Source organism: Pseudomonas sp. GW821-FHT09C09 (assembly GCF_059418105.1).
The window spans coordinates 250,997-266,634 of the sequence record NZ_JBWKPF010000004.1 but is presented as its reverse complement, the minus strand read 5'-3'; the positions used below and the strand labels follow the sequence as shown (position 1 = coordinate 266,634).

Annotated in this window: 15 protein-coding genes; all 15 read left to right on the top strand. The window is 61.8% G+C overall.

Going from position 1 to position 15,638, the window contains the following annotated elements; translation table 11 throughout:
- Positions 1–11: 11 nt before the first annotated feature.
- The 15 genes from waaF to AC07NR_RS14660 all read left to right on the top strand — a co-directional run bounded on the left by waaF (position 12) and on the right by AC07NR_RS14660 (position 15,638).
- Positions 12–1,046: a lipopolysaccharide heptosyltransferase II gene (gene waaF, locus AC07NR_RS14730; RefSeq protein WP_039766536.1), complete on the top strand. Its 1,035-nt coding sequence runs from the start codon at positions 12–14 to the stop codon at positions 1,044–1,046.
- A 1-nt stretch (position 1,047) separates the two neighbouring features.
- Positions 1,048–2,109, top strand: coding sequence for a lipopolysaccharide heptosyltransferase I (gene waaC / locus AC07NR_RS14725; protein WP_423204765.1), 1,062 nt, complete (start codon positions 1,048–1,050; stop codon positions 2,107–2,109).
- A complete protein-coding gene (locus tag AC07NR_RS14720) occupies positions 2,109–3,230 on the top strand; it encodes a glycosyltransferase family 4 protein (protein ID WP_495078843.1) in 1,122 nt (373 codons plus the stop codon). Before waaC ends, AC07NR_RS14720 begins: the two co-directional genes overlap by 1 nt.
- Entirely contained in the window at positions 3,231–4,037 is an 807-nt protein-coding gene (gene rfaP, locus AC07NR_RS14715; protein ID WP_119429490.1) for a lipopolysaccharide core heptose(I) kinase RfaP, read from the top strand.
- Positions 4,037–4,771 carry a lipopolysaccharide kinase InaA family protein gene (locus AC07NR_RS14710; protein WP_114881174.1) on the top strand — a complete coding sequence of 245 codons (735 nt, stop codon included), beginning with the start codon at positions 4,037–4,039 and terminating at the stop codon, positions 4,769–4,771. Before rfaP ends, AC07NR_RS14710 begins: the two co-directional genes overlap by 1 nt.
- Entirely contained in the window at positions 4,768–5,520 is a 753-nt protein-coding gene (locus tag AC07NR_RS14705; RefSeq protein WP_305833235.1) for a lipopolysaccharide kinase InaA family protein, read from the top strand. The genes AC07NR_RS14710 and AC07NR_RS14705 overlap by 4 nt, the downstream gene beginning before the upstream one ends.
- Positions 5,520–6,971 carry a lipopolysaccharide kinase InaA family protein gene (locus tag AC07NR_RS14700; protein ID WP_248738557.1) on the top strand — a complete coding sequence of 484 codons (1,452 nt, stop codon included), beginning with the start codon at positions 5,520–5,522 and terminating at the stop codon, positions 6,969–6,971. The genes AC07NR_RS14705 and AC07NR_RS14700 overlap by 1 nt, the downstream gene beginning before the upstream one ends.
- Positions 6,972–7,094: 123 nt before the next feature.
- On the top strand, positions 7,095–7,466 hold the full coding sequence (locus AC07NR_RS14695) for a YceK/YidQ family lipoprotein (protein ID WP_495078842.1): 372 nt from the start codon (positions 7,095–7,097) through the stop codon (positions 7,464–7,466).
- A gap of 272 nt (positions 7,467–7,738) precedes the next feature.
- The gene (locus tag AC07NR_RS14690; RefSeq protein WP_007952261.1) at positions 7,739–9,496 is read left to right on the top strand and encodes a carbamoyltransferase family protein; all 1,758 of its coding nucleotides are present in this window, start codon (positions 7,739–7,741) and stop codon (positions 9,494–9,496) included.
- Entirely contained in the window at positions 9,480–10,610 is a 1,131-nt protein-coding gene (locus tag AC07NR_RS14685) for a glycosyltransferase (protein ID WP_119429484.1), read from the top strand. Before AC07NR_RS14690 ends, AC07NR_RS14685 begins: the two co-directional genes overlap by 17 nt.
- The gene (locus AC07NR_RS14680) at positions 10,610–11,506 is read left to right on the top strand and encodes an antimicrobial resistance protein Mig-14 (protein WP_495078841.1); all 897 of its coding nucleotides are present in this window, start codon (positions 10,610–10,612) and stop codon (positions 11,504–11,506) included. The genes AC07NR_RS14685 and AC07NR_RS14680 overlap by 1 nt, the downstream gene beginning before the upstream one ends.
- Positions 11,507–11,514: 8 nt before the next feature.
- A complete protein-coding gene (locus AC07NR_RS14675; RefSeq protein ID WP_495078840.1) occupies positions 11,515–12,960 on the top strand; it encodes a PIG-L deacetylase family protein in 1,446 nt (481 codons plus the stop codon).
- Positions 12,957–14,111 (top strand): glycosyltransferase family 4 protein, encoded by a 1,155-nt coding sequence (locus tag AC07NR_RS14670; RefSeq protein ID WP_423204769.1) that lies wholly within the window; start codon positions 12,957–12,959, stop codon positions 14,109–14,111. Before AC07NR_RS14675 ends, AC07NR_RS14670 begins: the two co-directional genes overlap by 4 nt.
- A 14-nt stretch (positions 14,112–14,125) precedes the next feature.
- Entirely contained in the window at positions 14,126–15,010 is an 885-nt protein-coding gene (locus AC07NR_RS14665) for a glycosyltransferase (RefSeq protein WP_423205726.1), read from the top strand.
- A gap of 4 nt (positions 15,011–15,014) precedes the next feature.
- Positions 15,015–15,638, top strand: a complete 624-nt coding sequence (locus tag AC07NR_RS14660; RefSeq protein WP_248738550.1) for a CatB-related O-acetyltransferase — start codon at positions 15,015–15,017, stop codon at positions 15,636–15,638.

Genomic DNA, 15,638 nt, shown 5'->3' with positions numbered 1-15,638 from the left:
ATGGAAACCACATGAATATTCTGATCGTTGGGCCCAGTTGGGTCGGTGACATGGTGATGGCGCAGACACTGTTTCAGTGTCTCAAGCAGCGCCACCCGCAGTGCGAAATCGACGTGCTGGCCCCCGAGTGGAGCCGGCCGATCCTTGAGCGCATGCCCGAAGTGCGCAAGGCCTTGAGCTTCCCGCTCGGCCACGGCGCGCTGGAGCTGGCGACCCGCCGGCGGATCGGCAAATCCCTGGCCGGCCAGTACGACCAGGCGATCCTGTTGCCGAACTCGCTCAAATCCGCGCTGGTGCCGTTCTTTGCCGGCATCCCGAAACGCACCGGCTGGCGTGGCGAATTCCGCTACGGCCTGCTCAATGACGTGCGCACGCTGGATAAAGAACGTTATCCGTTGATGATCGAGCGTTTCATGGCGCTGGCCTACGAGCCGAACGCCGAGCTGCCGAAACCCTATCCGCGCCCGAGCCTGCAGATCGACCCGGTCACCCGCGAGGCGGCGCTGGCCAAGTTCGGCCTGACCCTCGATCGCCCAGTGTTGGTGTTGTGCCCCGGCGCCGAATTCGGTGAAGCCAAGCGCTGGCCGTCCGAGCATTACGCCAAGGTCGCCGAGGCGCGCATTCGCGAAGGCTGGCAGGTCTGGCTGTTCGGCTCGAAGAACGATCACGCTGTGGGCGAAGACATCCGCGCGCGCCTGATTCCGGGCCTGCGTGAAGAGTCCGTGAACCTCAGCGGCGGCACTTCGCTGGCCGAAGCCATCGACCTGATGTCCTGCGCCGACTCGGTGGTCTCCAATGATTCCGGTCTGATGCACGTTGCTGCAGCGCTGAACCGTCCGTTGGTGGCGGTCTACGGATCGACTTCGCCGGGCTTCACCCCGCCGTTGGCCGAACATGTGGAAATCGTCCGCCTGGGCCTCGATTGCAGCCCGTGCTTTGACCGGACCTGCCGTTTCGGCCATTACAACTGCCTGCGCCAGCTGATGCCGGACGCGGTCAACGATGCCTTGCAGCGTTTGCAGGGCTCCGTGGTCGAGGTTCATTAAGTTGCGGGTATTGCTGATCAAGACCTCATCGCTGGGCGACGTGATTCATGCGTTGCCGGCGCTGACCGACGCAGCCCGGGCGATTCCCGGGATCAAGTTCGACTGGGTGGTGGAAGAAGGCTTCGCCGAAATCCCGACCTGGCACCCGGCGGTGGGCAAGGTGATTCCGGTGGCGATCCGCCGCTGGCGCAAGAACCTCTGGAAAACCATCACCAGCGGCGAGTGGAAGCGCTTCAAGCAATCCGTTAGGGCGAACAAATATGACCTGGTGATCGACGCTCAAGGCCTGCTGAAAAGCGCGTGGCTGACCCGCTATGTCAAAGCGCCGGTGGCCGGCCTCGACAAAGGCTCGGCCCGCGAACCGATCGCCGCGCGCTTTTATGACCGCAAACTGGCAGTGGCCCGTGGTCAGCACGCCGTCGAGCGCGTGCGTCAGTTGTTCGCCATCGCCCTGGGTTACGACTTGCCCAAAGGCCTGGGCGATTACGGCCTCAATGTCGAGCGTCTGGTCGAGTTGCCGCGCAAGAATGCTTACGTGGTGTTCCTGCATGGCACCACCTGGGACACCAAGCACTGGCCGGAAAGCTATTGGCGCGAGCTGACCGAGCGGGTCGGCTACCTCGGCGTCGGGATCAAACTGCCGTGGGGCAACCCGCAAGAGAAGGCCCGGGCCGAACGCATCGCCGCCGGTTTCAAACATGCCGAAGTGCTGCCGAAGCTGAACCTGGCCGGGGTCGGCAAGGTGCTGGCCGGCGCCCAGGCCTGCGTTGCGGTGGACACCGGGCTCGGCCATCTCGCTGCGGCACTGGACGTGCCGACGATTTCGCTGTTCGGCCCGACCAATCCGGGCCTGACCGGCGCCTACGGCAAGCTGCAGATTCACCTCGGCAGCGATTTCCCGTGCGCGCCTTGCCTGCAAAAGAAATGTACGTATCAACCGACCGCGCAGGATGCCCGTCAGTTTGACCTGAAACGCGAGTTGCCCTTGTGCTTCACGCGTCTGAATCCCGAGCGTGTCGCCAGCCGACTGAGCACGTTGTTGATGGCTGAGGAGCTGCGTTGATGCAATTGGCATTTGTCCTTTACAAGTATTTCCCGTTCGGTGGTTTGCAGCGCGACTTCATGCGCATCGCCCTCGAATGCCAGAAGCGTGGCCACCAGATCCGCGTCTACACCCTGATCTGGGAAGGCGACGTGCCGCCCGGTTTCGAAGTGCTGGTGGCGCCGGTCAAGGCGTTCTTCAATCACCGCCGCAATGAAAAGCTCAGCGCATGGATGGAAGCGGACCTGGCCAAGCGCCCGGTGGATCGCCTGATCGGCTTCAACAAGATGCCGGGGCTGGACGTCTACTACGCCGCCGACGGCTGCTTCGAGGACAAGGCGCAGAACCTGCGCAACTCGCTGTACCGTCGCTGGGGCCGCTATCGCCACTTCGCCGAGTACGAGCGCGCAGTGTTCGCCAAAGATGCGAAGACCGAAGTATTGATGATTTCCGAAGTGCAGCAGCCGCTGTTCATCAAGCATTACGACACGCCGCTGGAGCGCTTCCACCTGCTGCCGCCGGGCATCGCCCAGGATCGTCGGCGTCCGGCGGATGCGGACGAGATTCGCGCTGGTTTCCGCGCTGAATTCAATCTGAAGGACGACGAACTGCTGCTGGTGCAGATCGGTTCCGGGTTCAAGACCAAGGGTGTCGATCGCAGCCTGAAAGCGTTGGCCGCATTGCCCGCCGAACTGAAGAAACGCACCCGGCTGTTTGTAATCGGCCAGGATGACCCCAAATTGTTCCAGATGCAGAGTGCAACTTTGGGTCTGGGCGACAATGTGACGTTCCTCAAGGGGCGCAGTGATATTCCGCGCTTCCTGCTCGGTGCCGATCTGTTGATCCACCCGGCGTACAACGAAAACACCGGTACGGTGCTGCTTGAAGCACTGGTCGCCGGGTTGCCGGTGCTGGTCAGCGCGGTCTGCGGTTACGCCCATTACATTGCCGAGGCTGATGCCGGGCGCGTGCTGGACGAACCGTTCGATCAGGCGCAACTGACGCAATACCTGGCCGACATGTTGAACGACGACGCTGCACGGGCGGCCTGGAGCCGCAACGGTCTGGCCTTCGCCGAGACGGCCGACCTCTACAGCATGCCGCAGCACGCGGCCGATGTGATTCTGGCGGAGCACGCATAAATGAAGTTGATGCTGGCTGAACCGTTCAAGAGCCTCTGGGCCGGCCGCGATGCGTTCGCGGAAGTCGAGGGCTTGCAGGGCGAGGTGTACCGCGAGCTGGAAGCCCGCAGGACTTTGCGCACGGAAGTCGACGGCAACGGATTTTTCGTCAAGATCCACCGTGGCATCGGCTGGGGCGAGATTTTCAAGAACCTGCTGACCGCCAAGCTGCCGGTGCTCGGCGCGGGTCAGGAGTGGAAGGCTATCCAGCGTCTGCAGGAAGTCGGCGTGCCGACCATGACCGCCGTTGCCTACGGCGAGAAGGGCAGCAACCCGGCGGATCAGCATTCGTTCATCGTCACTGAAGAGCTGGCGCCGACCATCAGTCTCGAAGACTTCAGCATCGACTGGGTCAAGCAGCCACCGCAGCCGAAACTCAAGCGCGCGCTGATCGCCGAAGTTGCACGCATGACCGGCATGATGCACCGCGCCGGGGTCAATCACCGCGACTGCTACATCTGCCACTTCCTGCTGCACACCGATAAGCCGGTCACTCCCGAAGATTTCAAACTTTCGGTGATCGACCTGCACCGTGCCCAGACCCGTCCGGCGATCACCCGGCGCTGGCGCGACAAGGACCTGGCGGCGCTGTACTTTTCCGCGCTGGACATCGGTCTGACCCGTCGCGACAAGCTGCGCTTCCTCAAGGGTTACTTCCAGCAACCGCTGCGCCAGATCCTGGCTGAAGAAGCGTCGTTGCTGAGCTGGCTCGAAGGCAAGGCCAACAAGCTCTACGCGCGCAAGCAGCGATACGGGGATGCGCTCTGATGGCGGGTTGGAATCTTGAACCCGGATACAGCGACCTCGAAGCGGATTTTGGCAGTCTTGAAGCGGTATTCGCGCTGGAAGGCGAGCGCCTGACCCGCGATCCGCTGTCCGAAGTCATCCGTGTGCAGCGCAACGGCGTCAACTATTACGTCAAACGCTATTCCGGCGCCGGCAAGGGCTTGCGCCGCTATCTCGGCAAGCCGCGGGTAAAGATGGAGTGGCAGAACCTCAAGCGTTTCGCCAAGTGGGGCATTCCCACTGCCGAAGTGGTGGCCTGGGGGCTGGAGCGCAACGGCATGGCCTACGACCGCGGGGCGATGATTACCCGTGAGCTGCCGCGTACCGAGGACCTCTCGGCACTGGCCGAACGCAACGATCCCAAGCTGCGCAATCACAGCTGGGTCGACGCCATCAGCCGGCAATTGGCCGTCTATACCCGGACGATGCACGATCATCGCTTTACCCATAACGATCTGAAATGGCGCAACCTGCTGATCGACGATCAGGCGCAGCTGTTTCTCATCGACTGCCCGAACGGCGATTTCTGGCGCGGTTTCTGGCTCAAGTACCGGATCACCAAGGACCTGGCCTGTCTCGATAAGGTTGCCAAATATCACCTGTCGAACACCCAGCGTCTGCGCTTCTACCTGCAATACCGCCAGCGTGACCGGCTCAATGCCGCCGACAAAAAACGGATTCGTCACGTGGTGAGATTTTTCGAGGGACGCGAATGACTGATTTTCTCGCCGCTGAAGACCGTGCACTGCTGGAGCGCCACGGTCTCGGCACGTTCGACGCGCTGTGGGCCAAGCAGCTCGAAGCGGTGGATGAGCCGAACACCGACGGTGGCGGCTGGAGCAGTGTGTTTCGCCTCGAACTCGAAGGCCACGGCTATTACCTCAAGCGTCAGAGCAATTACCTGACCCGCACCTTGCATGCGCCGTTCGGCGAGCCGACGTTTGCCCGGGAGTTTCGCAATATCAGCCGCTACAACCAGCTCGGTATTCCGGCGCTGCAAGCGGCGTTTTTCGGCCAGCGCAAGGTCAATGGCGAAGTCCGCGCGATCCTGCTGACCCGCGCCCTCGACGGTTGGGATGATCTGGATTCGCTGCTGCAGCGCTGGTCGGACCTTGATGCATCGCAGCAATCGGCAATCCTCAAGGCCTGCGGCCAACTGGCGCGGCTCCTGCACGGTGTACGTCAGGTCCATGGTTGCTTCTATCCGAAGCATATTTTCCTGCGGGCCGAAGGCGCCGGTTATCAGGCGCAACTGATCGATCTGGAAAAGACTCGCCCTCTGCTGTTCGGTCAGCGTGATCGGGTCAAGGATCTGGAGCCACTGTTGCGTCGAGCTCCGGAGTGGACTGATGCCCAGTTGCGCGAGTTGCTGGCGGCGTATCTCGATCAGTCGGTCGACGACTCGCTGGTCGATAGCTGGGTCACGCGGTTGACCGCGCGGCGCAGTCGCAAGGAGACCCGCTGATGCAGTTGTCCGACCTGAAACACGCCGGACGCACGCCGAGCCTGCCGCTGACGGTTTCGCTGGCCGATGCGGCGGGCCCGGCCGATCTGCAATTGCTCAGCCTGTTACGGGTGTTGCCGGGGCAGCGTTATGTCGGTGCCGGTGTGTGGCGCGGGCGCCCGGTGCTGGCCAAGTTGTTGGTCGGCAGTAAGGCAGCACGACACTTTCAGCGTGAACTGGAAGGGGTGAAGCTGCTCGCCGCCCAGGGCATGACCACGCCGTTGCTGCTGGCTGACGGCCTGAAGGACGGCGAGGGTGGCTGGCTGCTGTTCGAATTCCTCGAAGGCGCCGAAAGCCTGGGCGACGCCTGGAACAAGGTTGAATCCTTGCCGGTGCTGGCGGACGAGCAATCGGCGGTGCTGGCCGAAGCGCTCGGTGCCATTGGCCAGTTGCACGGCAAAGGCCTGTGGCAGGAAGACCTGCACCTGGACAACCTGCTGCGTCACGGCGGGCAGTTGTACCTGATCGATGGCGCCGGCATCTGTGTGGAAACTGCCGGCCAGCCGTTATCCCGGCAGAAAGTGCTGGAAAATCTCGGGGTGTTTTTCGCCCAGTTGCCCAAGTCGCTGGAACCGTTCACCGAAGAATTGCTGGTGTATTACCTGCTGAGCAACAGTGAGCACGCACTGCCGCTGGAAGCCTTGCAGAAGCAGATCGACAAGGTGCGCGCCTGGCGGCTGAAGGATTTCCTGATCAAGGTCGGTCGCGAATGCACGTTGTTCAGCGTGCGACGTGGAGCCTTTGGCCTGCGGTCGATCCGTCGCGAAGAAGAGCCCGCGATGCTGCCGGTGCTGGAGCAGGCCGATGCCTTGCTCGATCAGGGGCACCTGTACAAGACCGGCGGCGCAGCCAGCGTCGGCAAGGTCGAAGTGGCCGGACGGCCGCTGGTGATCAAACGTTACAACATCAAGAATTTTGCCCACTGGCTCAAGCGCTTCTGGCGCCCGAGTCGTGCCTGGCATTCGTGGCGAGAAGGCAATCGCCTGGCATTTCTCGGTATCGCTACACCAAAGCCATTGGCGGTGCTGGAGACGCGGTTTTTCTGGCTGCGCAGCAAGGCGTACCTGATCACCGAGTACCTGGCCGGGCCGGACATCATCGAGCGTTTTGCGCCGTATGTTGAAAGCGGTGAAGCGCCGGAAGCCGAGTTGCAGGCACTGGATCAGCTGTTTGCGCGGTTGATTGCCGAGCGCATCAGCCATGGCGACTTCAAGGGCCACAACCTGTTCTGGCATGAGGATCGCTGGGCGCTGATCGACCTGGATTCGATGTGTCAGCACGGCTCGGCGGGCAGCTTTGCTCCGGCCTATGCCCGGGATCGTGCGCGGTTCATGCGCAACTGGCCCGAGAGCAGTGCGCTGTATCAGGTGATTGATCAGCGTTTGCCCAAGGATGCATCGGCCGCTGCGTGATTATTTTCGCAAGCGCGTAAGACGTTTCTGCAATGAAAATCGGGCAAGGCATGTGGCGACAGATCCTTGTGACTTGTCCTACAGCCTTCCCGGAACCCATGAACTGCCCCCCTCAAAGCCCCGATGCTAGTTTGCCCCGACGTTCCCGGAGGGCAAATCTTGAACATCAAAATAACTATCGCTATCGGCGCATTTTCCCTGGCTCTATCTGGCTGTGGCACTGCCGTCACCGTGTTGCAGGACGACGAAGACGCCACGCGCGGCCTGCGCAAGCAGAAGACCTACTGCCAGTCCATTCCGCGCATTTACAGCGGTCTTGCCCACGACTTCTGCCTGCTGCACGCGCCGCCCGATCCCACCGGGATTCTGGTGCCGGTCGTCCTGCTCGACCTGACCCTGTCCGGCGTCTTCGACACGGCTTTCCTGCCATATACGATCTATCGCCAGGCGGTGGACGGGAATATCAGTGTTTATTGGCGGCCGAGCCGTGGGTGAGGCTTTTAAAACTTTTGCGGCTTCCAGAAAGCGAAAAGCCCCGGTGATCTCACCGAGGCATCAACGCCGACCGGGATCTCCCAGTCCATTTGCAGGGGAGTCTAAGTTGAAGCTTCTGATGCGTCAACGCACCGGCCGGCCAGTTCCGCTAGAGGTTTGTCGGCGCTTTTAAGCTATAATCCCGCCCTTTAGCTGTCTCTCGCCCGGTGCGAGGGCACATCATTTTTCAAGGCGCATCGCGCCTGAATGCAGACTAAAGAGGCTAGACCCCTGTGGCATTGACGATTCTTGGCCTGTCCGGCGCCCTTAGCCATGATCCTTCAGCAGCCCTGTACATCGACGGCAAGCTGGTCGCGGCGGCTGAGGAAGAGCGCTTCGTACGCGATAAACATGCAAAGAACCGCATGCCCTACGAATCGGCGAAGTTCTGCCTGGAGCAGGCCGGCATCAAGCCGTCCGACGTTGACGTGGTGGCGATTCCGTTCGCCCCGATCAGCATTTTCGGCAAGGCCCGCTGGCAGTACGCCAAGCGTTACTGGTACGCCCCGGACCGTGCACTCGACGCGATCCTGATGGGCAACCGTCGCTACAAGCGCTATCGCAACAAGATCGTCTGGTGCCTGGAGCAACTGGGCTTCGATCCGAAGAAAATCAAGATCGAACCGGTTGAACACCACCTGGCCCACGCTTCCAGCGCCTACCACTGCTCGGGTTTCAAAGAGAAAACCGCGATCCTCGGCATCGACGGCAAGGGCGAGTACGCCACGACCTTCTTCGGTTATGGCGAAAACGGCAAGATCCACAAGATCAAGGAATTCTTCGATCCGGACTCCCTCGGCGGCCTGTACGGCGCGATCACCGAGTTCCTCGGTTTCGACATGCTGGACGGTGAGTTCAAGGTCATGGGCATGGCGCCGTACGGCGACGCCAGCAAATACGATTTCTCGCGTCTGGCCTCGTTCGAGAACGGCGAGCTGGTGATCAACACCGACTACGCCAACGTGATCGGCCTGCGTCGTTACAAAGAGAAGGGCAAGGGTTACTACTTCTCGCCGAAGCTGATCGAGTGGCTGGGTCCGAAGCGCGAAGGTGACATCGCCGATGAGCCGTACATCCACTACGCCGCCAGCATTCAGGCGCTGTTCGAAAAAATCGCGCTGCAGATGATCGACTACTACCTGGGCGACGTGCTCAAGGAAACCGGCAAACTGGCCTACGCCGGTGGCTGTGCGTTGAACGTCAAGCTCAACCAGAAAATCATCGCCCGCGACGACGTCAAGGAGCTGTTCGTACAGCCTGCCTCCGGCGATGCCGGCACCGCCGTCGGCGCAGCGGCCTATGTGTCGAACGCCCGTGGCGTGCCGGTCGAGAAGATGGAACACGTCTACCTCGGCCCGTCGTACAGCAACGAAGACGTGATCGCCGCGTGCGCCCGTCACGAGAACAAGCCGACCTGGCGCAAGCTCGACAACATGCCGGAGCAGATCGCCAAGATCATGGTCGATGGCAACCCGGTAGCCTGGTTCCAGGGCCGCATGGAGTTCGGTCCGCGTGCACTGGGTGGTCGTTCGATCATCGGCTGCCCGAGCGTGGCTGGCGTGGCTGACCGCATCAACCACCAGATCAAGTTCCGCGAGCGCTGGAGGCCTTTCTGCCCGTCGATGCTCGACACCGTTGCGCCACAGATGATCAAGATTGATCACCCGGCGCCGTTCATGACCTTCACTTTCGAAGTGGCGGAAGAGTGGAAGACCCGCGTGCCGGAAGTCGTCCACGAAGACGGTACTTCCCGTGCCCAGGTGCTCAAGCGCGAATACAACCCGCGCTACTACGACATGATGAAGGCGCTGGAAGTGCTGACCGGCAACGGCGTGTCCCTGAACACCTCGCTCAACCGCCGTGGTGAACCGATGATCTGCTCGCCGACCGATGCCCTGAACATGTTCTTCGGCTCCGATCTGCAGTACCTGATCATGGAAGACATCCTGGTGGTCAAAGAAGGCGCAAACGCTTATGACACGCTCGGCTGAACGCCATGTGCTGCAGTTCTGTCACGGCTATGACGGGCCGTTCCTCGACTGCGCGCGGCAGTACGCCAGCCTGTTCGCGGGCACCGGTTATCGGGTCACCACGGTCTTTCTGACCGGGGCGGCCGATAGCGAGGTGGCCGCGGCCTGCGCCTCCGACGAAGTGTTGTTCATGGAATACAGCTCCAAGGCCATTCGTGGCCTGAAGCTGGGCGCCATCGGCGATCTGCGCAAGATCGCCGCTTCACGCAATTTCAGTTTCTGCATTGCCCATCGCTTCAAGCCGATCTACATCGCCTTGCTCGGCACTTCGCTGCCGGTGATTGGCGTGCACCACGCGTTTGGCGATTACAAACGCGGCTCGCGCAAATTGTTTGCGCATATTTTCCGCAAGCGCCTGAGCCTGCTCGGTGTGTCCGACGCGGTGCGCGACGACATGCGTCGTTGCCTGCCGAAATGGCCGGCGACGCGTATCCAGACCCTCTACAACCGCATCGATGTTTCGGCGTTGCAGATGAGTCAGGTGTCCGCCCGTGAAGCCCGCGAGACCCTCGGTCTGTCTGCAGACGCATTCATCGTCGGCAACGTCGGTCGCCTGCACCCGGACAAGGATCAGGCCACGCTGCTGCACGGTTTTGCCGCGGCGCTGCCCGGTCTGCCGGCCAACAGCCAACTGGTGATTCTCGGCAAGGGCCGTCTTGAGGACGAACTCAAGGCGCTGGCTCGCGAACTGGGTGTCGGTGATCGTGTGCTGTTCCTCGGTCAGGTGCCGGACGCGCGCAATTATTTCCGGGCTTTCGATGTGTTTGCCCTGAGCTCCGACCACGAACCGTTCGGCATGGTGCTGCTGGAGGCCATGGCTGCCGGCGTGCCGTTGCTGGCGACCGCGTGCGGCGGGGCGAAGGAAGTGGTCGAAGGCGTGGGCATTCTGTTCCCGCTGGGCGATGCCGAACATCTGGCCCAGGGCCTGAAGCATCTGGCCGGCATGGACGAGCAGCAACGCCGTCAGTGCGCCGAGATGATGTTCGATCGCCTGCGCGAACGCTTCTCCGACCGCGCCGTACGCGACACCTTCTGGCATTTGCCGCAAGTTACCGATCTGGCACCGAGGGGCTGATGCTCAACCGATTTCAAGGCTGGCGCGAACGTGGCTGGTCGCCCGTTGACGCCTCAACTTATGCACAGGCCTGGCAGCGATTTGGCGGCAGCGTCGCGACACATCCCATGGTCGTCGAGCGTCTGGCGGACCTGGCCGGCATTCCGGTGCGTTATCTGGCCTGGGAGCAGCAGGGCGAAGTCAAAGCGGCGATCCCGACCTGGGGCCGCGATCTGGCCTTGTCCAAGGACGTGCTCAAGCGCAACGGCAAGAAAGGCCTGTTCGATCTCGGCAACGCCGAACTGATCCTGCCGGCCGCCGCCGATGCCCAGGCCCCGCTGCGCCATCGCGGGCGTTACCTGTCGGCACTCAACGAGAACCGCTTCAGCGGCCTCAAGTTGCAGACCGAGCAACTGGCCATGGCCCGCACCCCGGAAGAACTGTCGAAAAAGTTTCGCTACAACCAGCGCCGCGAGCTGCGTTTGCTGGAAGAGGCGGGCGGGGTGGTGCGGCCGGTCGCTGAGTTCTCCAGTGCCGAACTGGCCGCGATTTACTGCGACCTGTTCCAGCGCCGCTGGGGTTTTCCGGCCACTGGCGCGGCACGTATGGCCGAAGTCATCGAACTCCTGCGCGAGCTGTTGATCGGTTCGGTGATCTTCCTCAACGATGCACCAATCGCGATTCAACTGGTGTACCGCGTCGAAGCCCCGGAGTGGATCAGCGTCGAATACATCAACGGCGGCGTCGACCCCGAAACCCGTGAATTCAGCCCCGGCAGCGTCCTGAGTTTCCTCAATACGCAAAGTGCCTGGGAGCATGCCCGGTCCCTGAACAAGCCGCTGCGCTTTTCCTTCGGTCGTGCCGACCGTGAATACAAGGATCGCTGGTGCAATCCTGTGCCGGTCTTCACCGTATGAGTCAGCCCATGAGCCGCAAACAGCAATTGCTCAAGCGTCACCGGCGCAATAAACGAATCGGCCTGTTGATCGCATTGATCGTGTTGATTGCCCTCGGCGTGCTGGTGGCCTGGTGGTTGCCGCTGATGCTGGCGGTGATTGGCTGGATCGCTCACGAAGCGTGGTTCGCCGATCACTTGTTCTATTCGCCGAAAGACGATTACCAATACAGCTTTCCGCCGTTCACACCGCAGCCCAAAGTGCATTTGCACGGTGAGCAATTGCGCCTCGACGAGGGCGTGATGCTGGTGGACGACGCCACGCTGATCCTCGCCGTGCGGGTGAAAAGCACCTGGCTGGGACGCTTCTTTGATCCGCGCGTGGAGCTTGCGGGTGGATCGAACCCGGATGTCCAGACCTTCGAACGAGGCGTCAACGGCCTGCGTTATCTGAACCTCAGCGGTCAGGCGCAAGCCCTGTCGCAAGGCCAGTTGCGTCTGCGCGGGCGCTTTTGCCGGGTGTCCGGCGAGCCGGTGCTGTGGGCGCTGGAGCAACCGGACTACCGCCAGCAGCGGGTAATGGTCATTGCCCCTCACGCCGACGATGCCGAACTGGCCGCCTACGGTCTGTACAGTCAGGCTAAAGAAGCCTGGATCGTCACCCTGACCGCCGGCGAGATCGAAGCCGAACACTATCAGCAGATGGGCCTGAACAAGGTCGAGGCATCTCGACTCAAGGGCCGCTTGCGGGCCTGGGACAGCCTCGCCGTGCCGCGCTGGGCCGGCGTTCCACAGGAACACTGCGTGCAGCTCGGTTACTTCTGCCTGCAACTGGCGGCGATGCAGGCTGCGCCGAGTCAACCGGTGGGCTCGCGGGAAGCCGATCTGAGCGACACGCGGATTTTCCGCCAGTTGAATCCGTTTGCCTTGCCCGGCGATGCCGACGGCGCGCCGACCTGGAACAATCTGCTGGCCGATCTGCGTGACGTCCTGTCTCGTGCCCGTCCGGATGTGGTCGTGTTGCCGCATCCGACGCTGGATCCGCATCCCGATCATATCTGTGCCCAGGAAGCCGTGCTGGAAGCCCTGCGCGGTCTTGACTGGCATCCGACCCTGCTCGGCTACGCCAACCACTTGCACGATAACGACCGCTGGCCGATGGGCGACAGCGGGCAGGGCATCGCCTTGCCGCCGACCTTCGATGCGACTCTGGCGATGCAGCCGCTGTGCCTGCCGCTGTCGATCGAATTGCAACGGGACAAGGCCATGGCGCTGGGCATGATGCATGACCTGCAGCCGCCGGCGCCGTTCAAGCGTCGCCTGCGCCGGCTGTTTCAACGACTGCTGGCGGGGCGGATGCCGTCGGTCTACGGCGAGAACGAATTTTTCCGCAAAGCGGTCAGGCGCCAGGAGTTGTTCTGGGTGCTGAAGCAGAGCGAAGCAGGCGCGACGGGTTCGCAACGGGGAGAGTCATGAGTCAACGCGCAAAGGTTCTGCAGCTGCAGCCCGACTACAACGTCAAATCCCATGATTTCGCCGACCTCGCCGAACAGATCGTCAAGGCGCTGCCGACGGATCGTTATGAGGTGACGGCAGCATTCCTGCGCGGTAAACCCGGGCCGGGTGAAGCCGTCAGCCGGGCCGACCGTTCGGTATATTTCGAATTTTCCGACAAGTCCCTCAAAGGCATGCGCCTGCGGGCGATGTGGCAGCTGTACAAGTTCTGCCGCCGGGAAAAGTTCGACGTGGTGATCTGCAACCGCTTCAAACCGGTGAACATGATGCTGACGCTCAACCGCTGGTTGAAAGTGCCGTTGTGCATCGGCATTTCCCACGGTTTCGGCGAGTACGACCGCTTCTATCGCCGTCGTCAGACTCAACGCCTGATCGACCGGCACTGGCGTTTCGTCGGTGTGTCGCCGGCGGTCAAACAGTACCTGCTGGATTGCGATTGCGGTTTCACCGACCAGAATACTTACGCAATCACCAACGCCATTGACATCGAGCAGGCCGAAGGTTTGCAACACAGCCGCGAGCGTGCCCGTGAGCTGCTCGGTATCGACCCGAAGGTGCGTCTGATCGGTGCGCTGGGCCGGCTGGTGTCGGTCAAGGGCCACACTTACCTGTTGCAGGCTTTCGCCCAACTGAAAGACAAATACCCGAACACCCAACTGGCAATCATCGGTGCCGGACGCCTGCAAGCGCCGTTGGCAGCCGAGATCGAACAGCTCGGTCTGAGCGGTCGCGCCCACCTGTTGGGCTTCAAGGAAAACGCCCTGCAATACGTGCGCGCGTTCGATATCTGGACCATGCCGTCGCTGGCCGAAGGCCTGGGCCTGGCCTTGCTGGAAGGCATGAGCGGGCATCTGCCGGTGATCGCCTCGAACGTGCCGGCCATGCTGCCGCTGATCGAAGGTGCTGGTGGCCTGGCGATCACGCCCAAGGACGTGCCAAGTCTGGTGACGGCGCTGGATGCCTACCTCGGGCTGTCGGATGACGAGCTCAAGGCCAAGGGTGAACAGGCCTATCGTTATTTGCAGGAACAGCACGACATCGAAGTCTTCCGCCAGGAATATCTGAACCTGATCGACTCCGGCCTGGCGCAGGCCCGCAAGGAGCAGCCATGAGTGAGGCCACCGCCTTGAGCGAAGCGCAACCCCTCGTCACCGTGATCATCGCTTCGTATAACCACGGCCCGTACATCGAGGAAAGCATCCTCAGCGTCATCAACCAGAGCTACAAGAACATCGAGCTGCTGGTGGTCGACGACGGCTCGAAGGACGACAGTGTCGAGCGCATCAAGGCCTTGCAGGAACAGCACGGCTTCGATTTCCGGGTGCAGCAGAACCAGGGCCTGACCAACACGCTCAACGGCGCCATCGCACGGGCCAAAGGCAGCCTGATCGTACCGTTCGGCTCCGACGACATCATGTACCCGGACCGCATCGCCACCCAGGTCGCGTACATGGACGGCAAGCCGGAAGTGGGTATCTGCGCCGGCAACATCGAATTGATGGACGCCGACGGCAACCTCTACCCGGAAAAGCGTCAGCGCCGGGACGTGCCGTTCCGTCGTCTGGACTTCGATGACATGTTCCTGGAGCGCAAGCCGTATCCGCCGGCGCCGACCCTGATGATTCGCCGCGAGGCACTGGACAAGGTGGGCGGGTTCGATCCGACGATTCGTCTCGAGGATCTGTACATCGAGCTGAAAGTGACCCGCGCCGGGTACTTCATCGATGGTCTGAACGTAGTGATGGCGCGCTATCGCAAGCACGCTACCAACTCTTACAAGAATCACCGTTTCATGATCGAGAACATCCTGCGTACCTACGCGCTGTTCAGCGATCATCCGCTGTACGACGAGGTGCGTTACAAGTCGCTCAATTCGATGTTCCTGAAAACCGCCAACCGCGACCGCAAACTGGCGCGGGAGCTGCTGGCGCAGATTCCGTTCAAGGCGTGGAACAAGAAAACCTGGCGCGGTCTGGGCCGGTTACTGTTTTCGCCGCTGGAAAAGGACTGAAACCATGGGCTGGCTCCAGCGCTGGCGTGAGCGCCGCGCCAAACGGGCGATTCGCAAGTTGCCGAAGATCGAACGCGGTGCTGCACGGTTCGCCCAGGCTTATCCTGACTACGCTTTTGGCCGGGGCAGTTATGGTCTGCCGATCGTTCATGACTGGAAGGAAGGCTCGACGCTGAAGGTCGGTGCCTACTGTTCGATTGCCGAAGGCGTGCAGATCTTTCTTGGCGGGCATCACCGGGCGGACTGGGTGACCACGTTTCCGTTTCCGGCGATGCTGCCGCAGGCTGCGCACATTCCCGACTACAGCGGTACTCACGGGGACGTGACGATCGGCAACGATGTCTGGCTGTGCTCCGACTGCACGATCCTCTCGGGCGTGACGATCGGGAGTGGCGCGATCATCGCTGCCGGTGCACTGGTCACACGGGATGTCGAACCCTACGCGGTCATGGGCGGCAATCCGGCGAAATTCCTGCGCTGGCGCTTTCCCGAAGAGCAGCGTCAGCAACTGTTGCAGAGTGCCTGGTGGGACTGGCCGGAAACCGAACTGCACGGCCTGGCGCAAACGCTGTGCAGTGACGACATCGAGGGCTTCCTCACTTACGCCCGCCAGCGCCAGCCCTCCTAG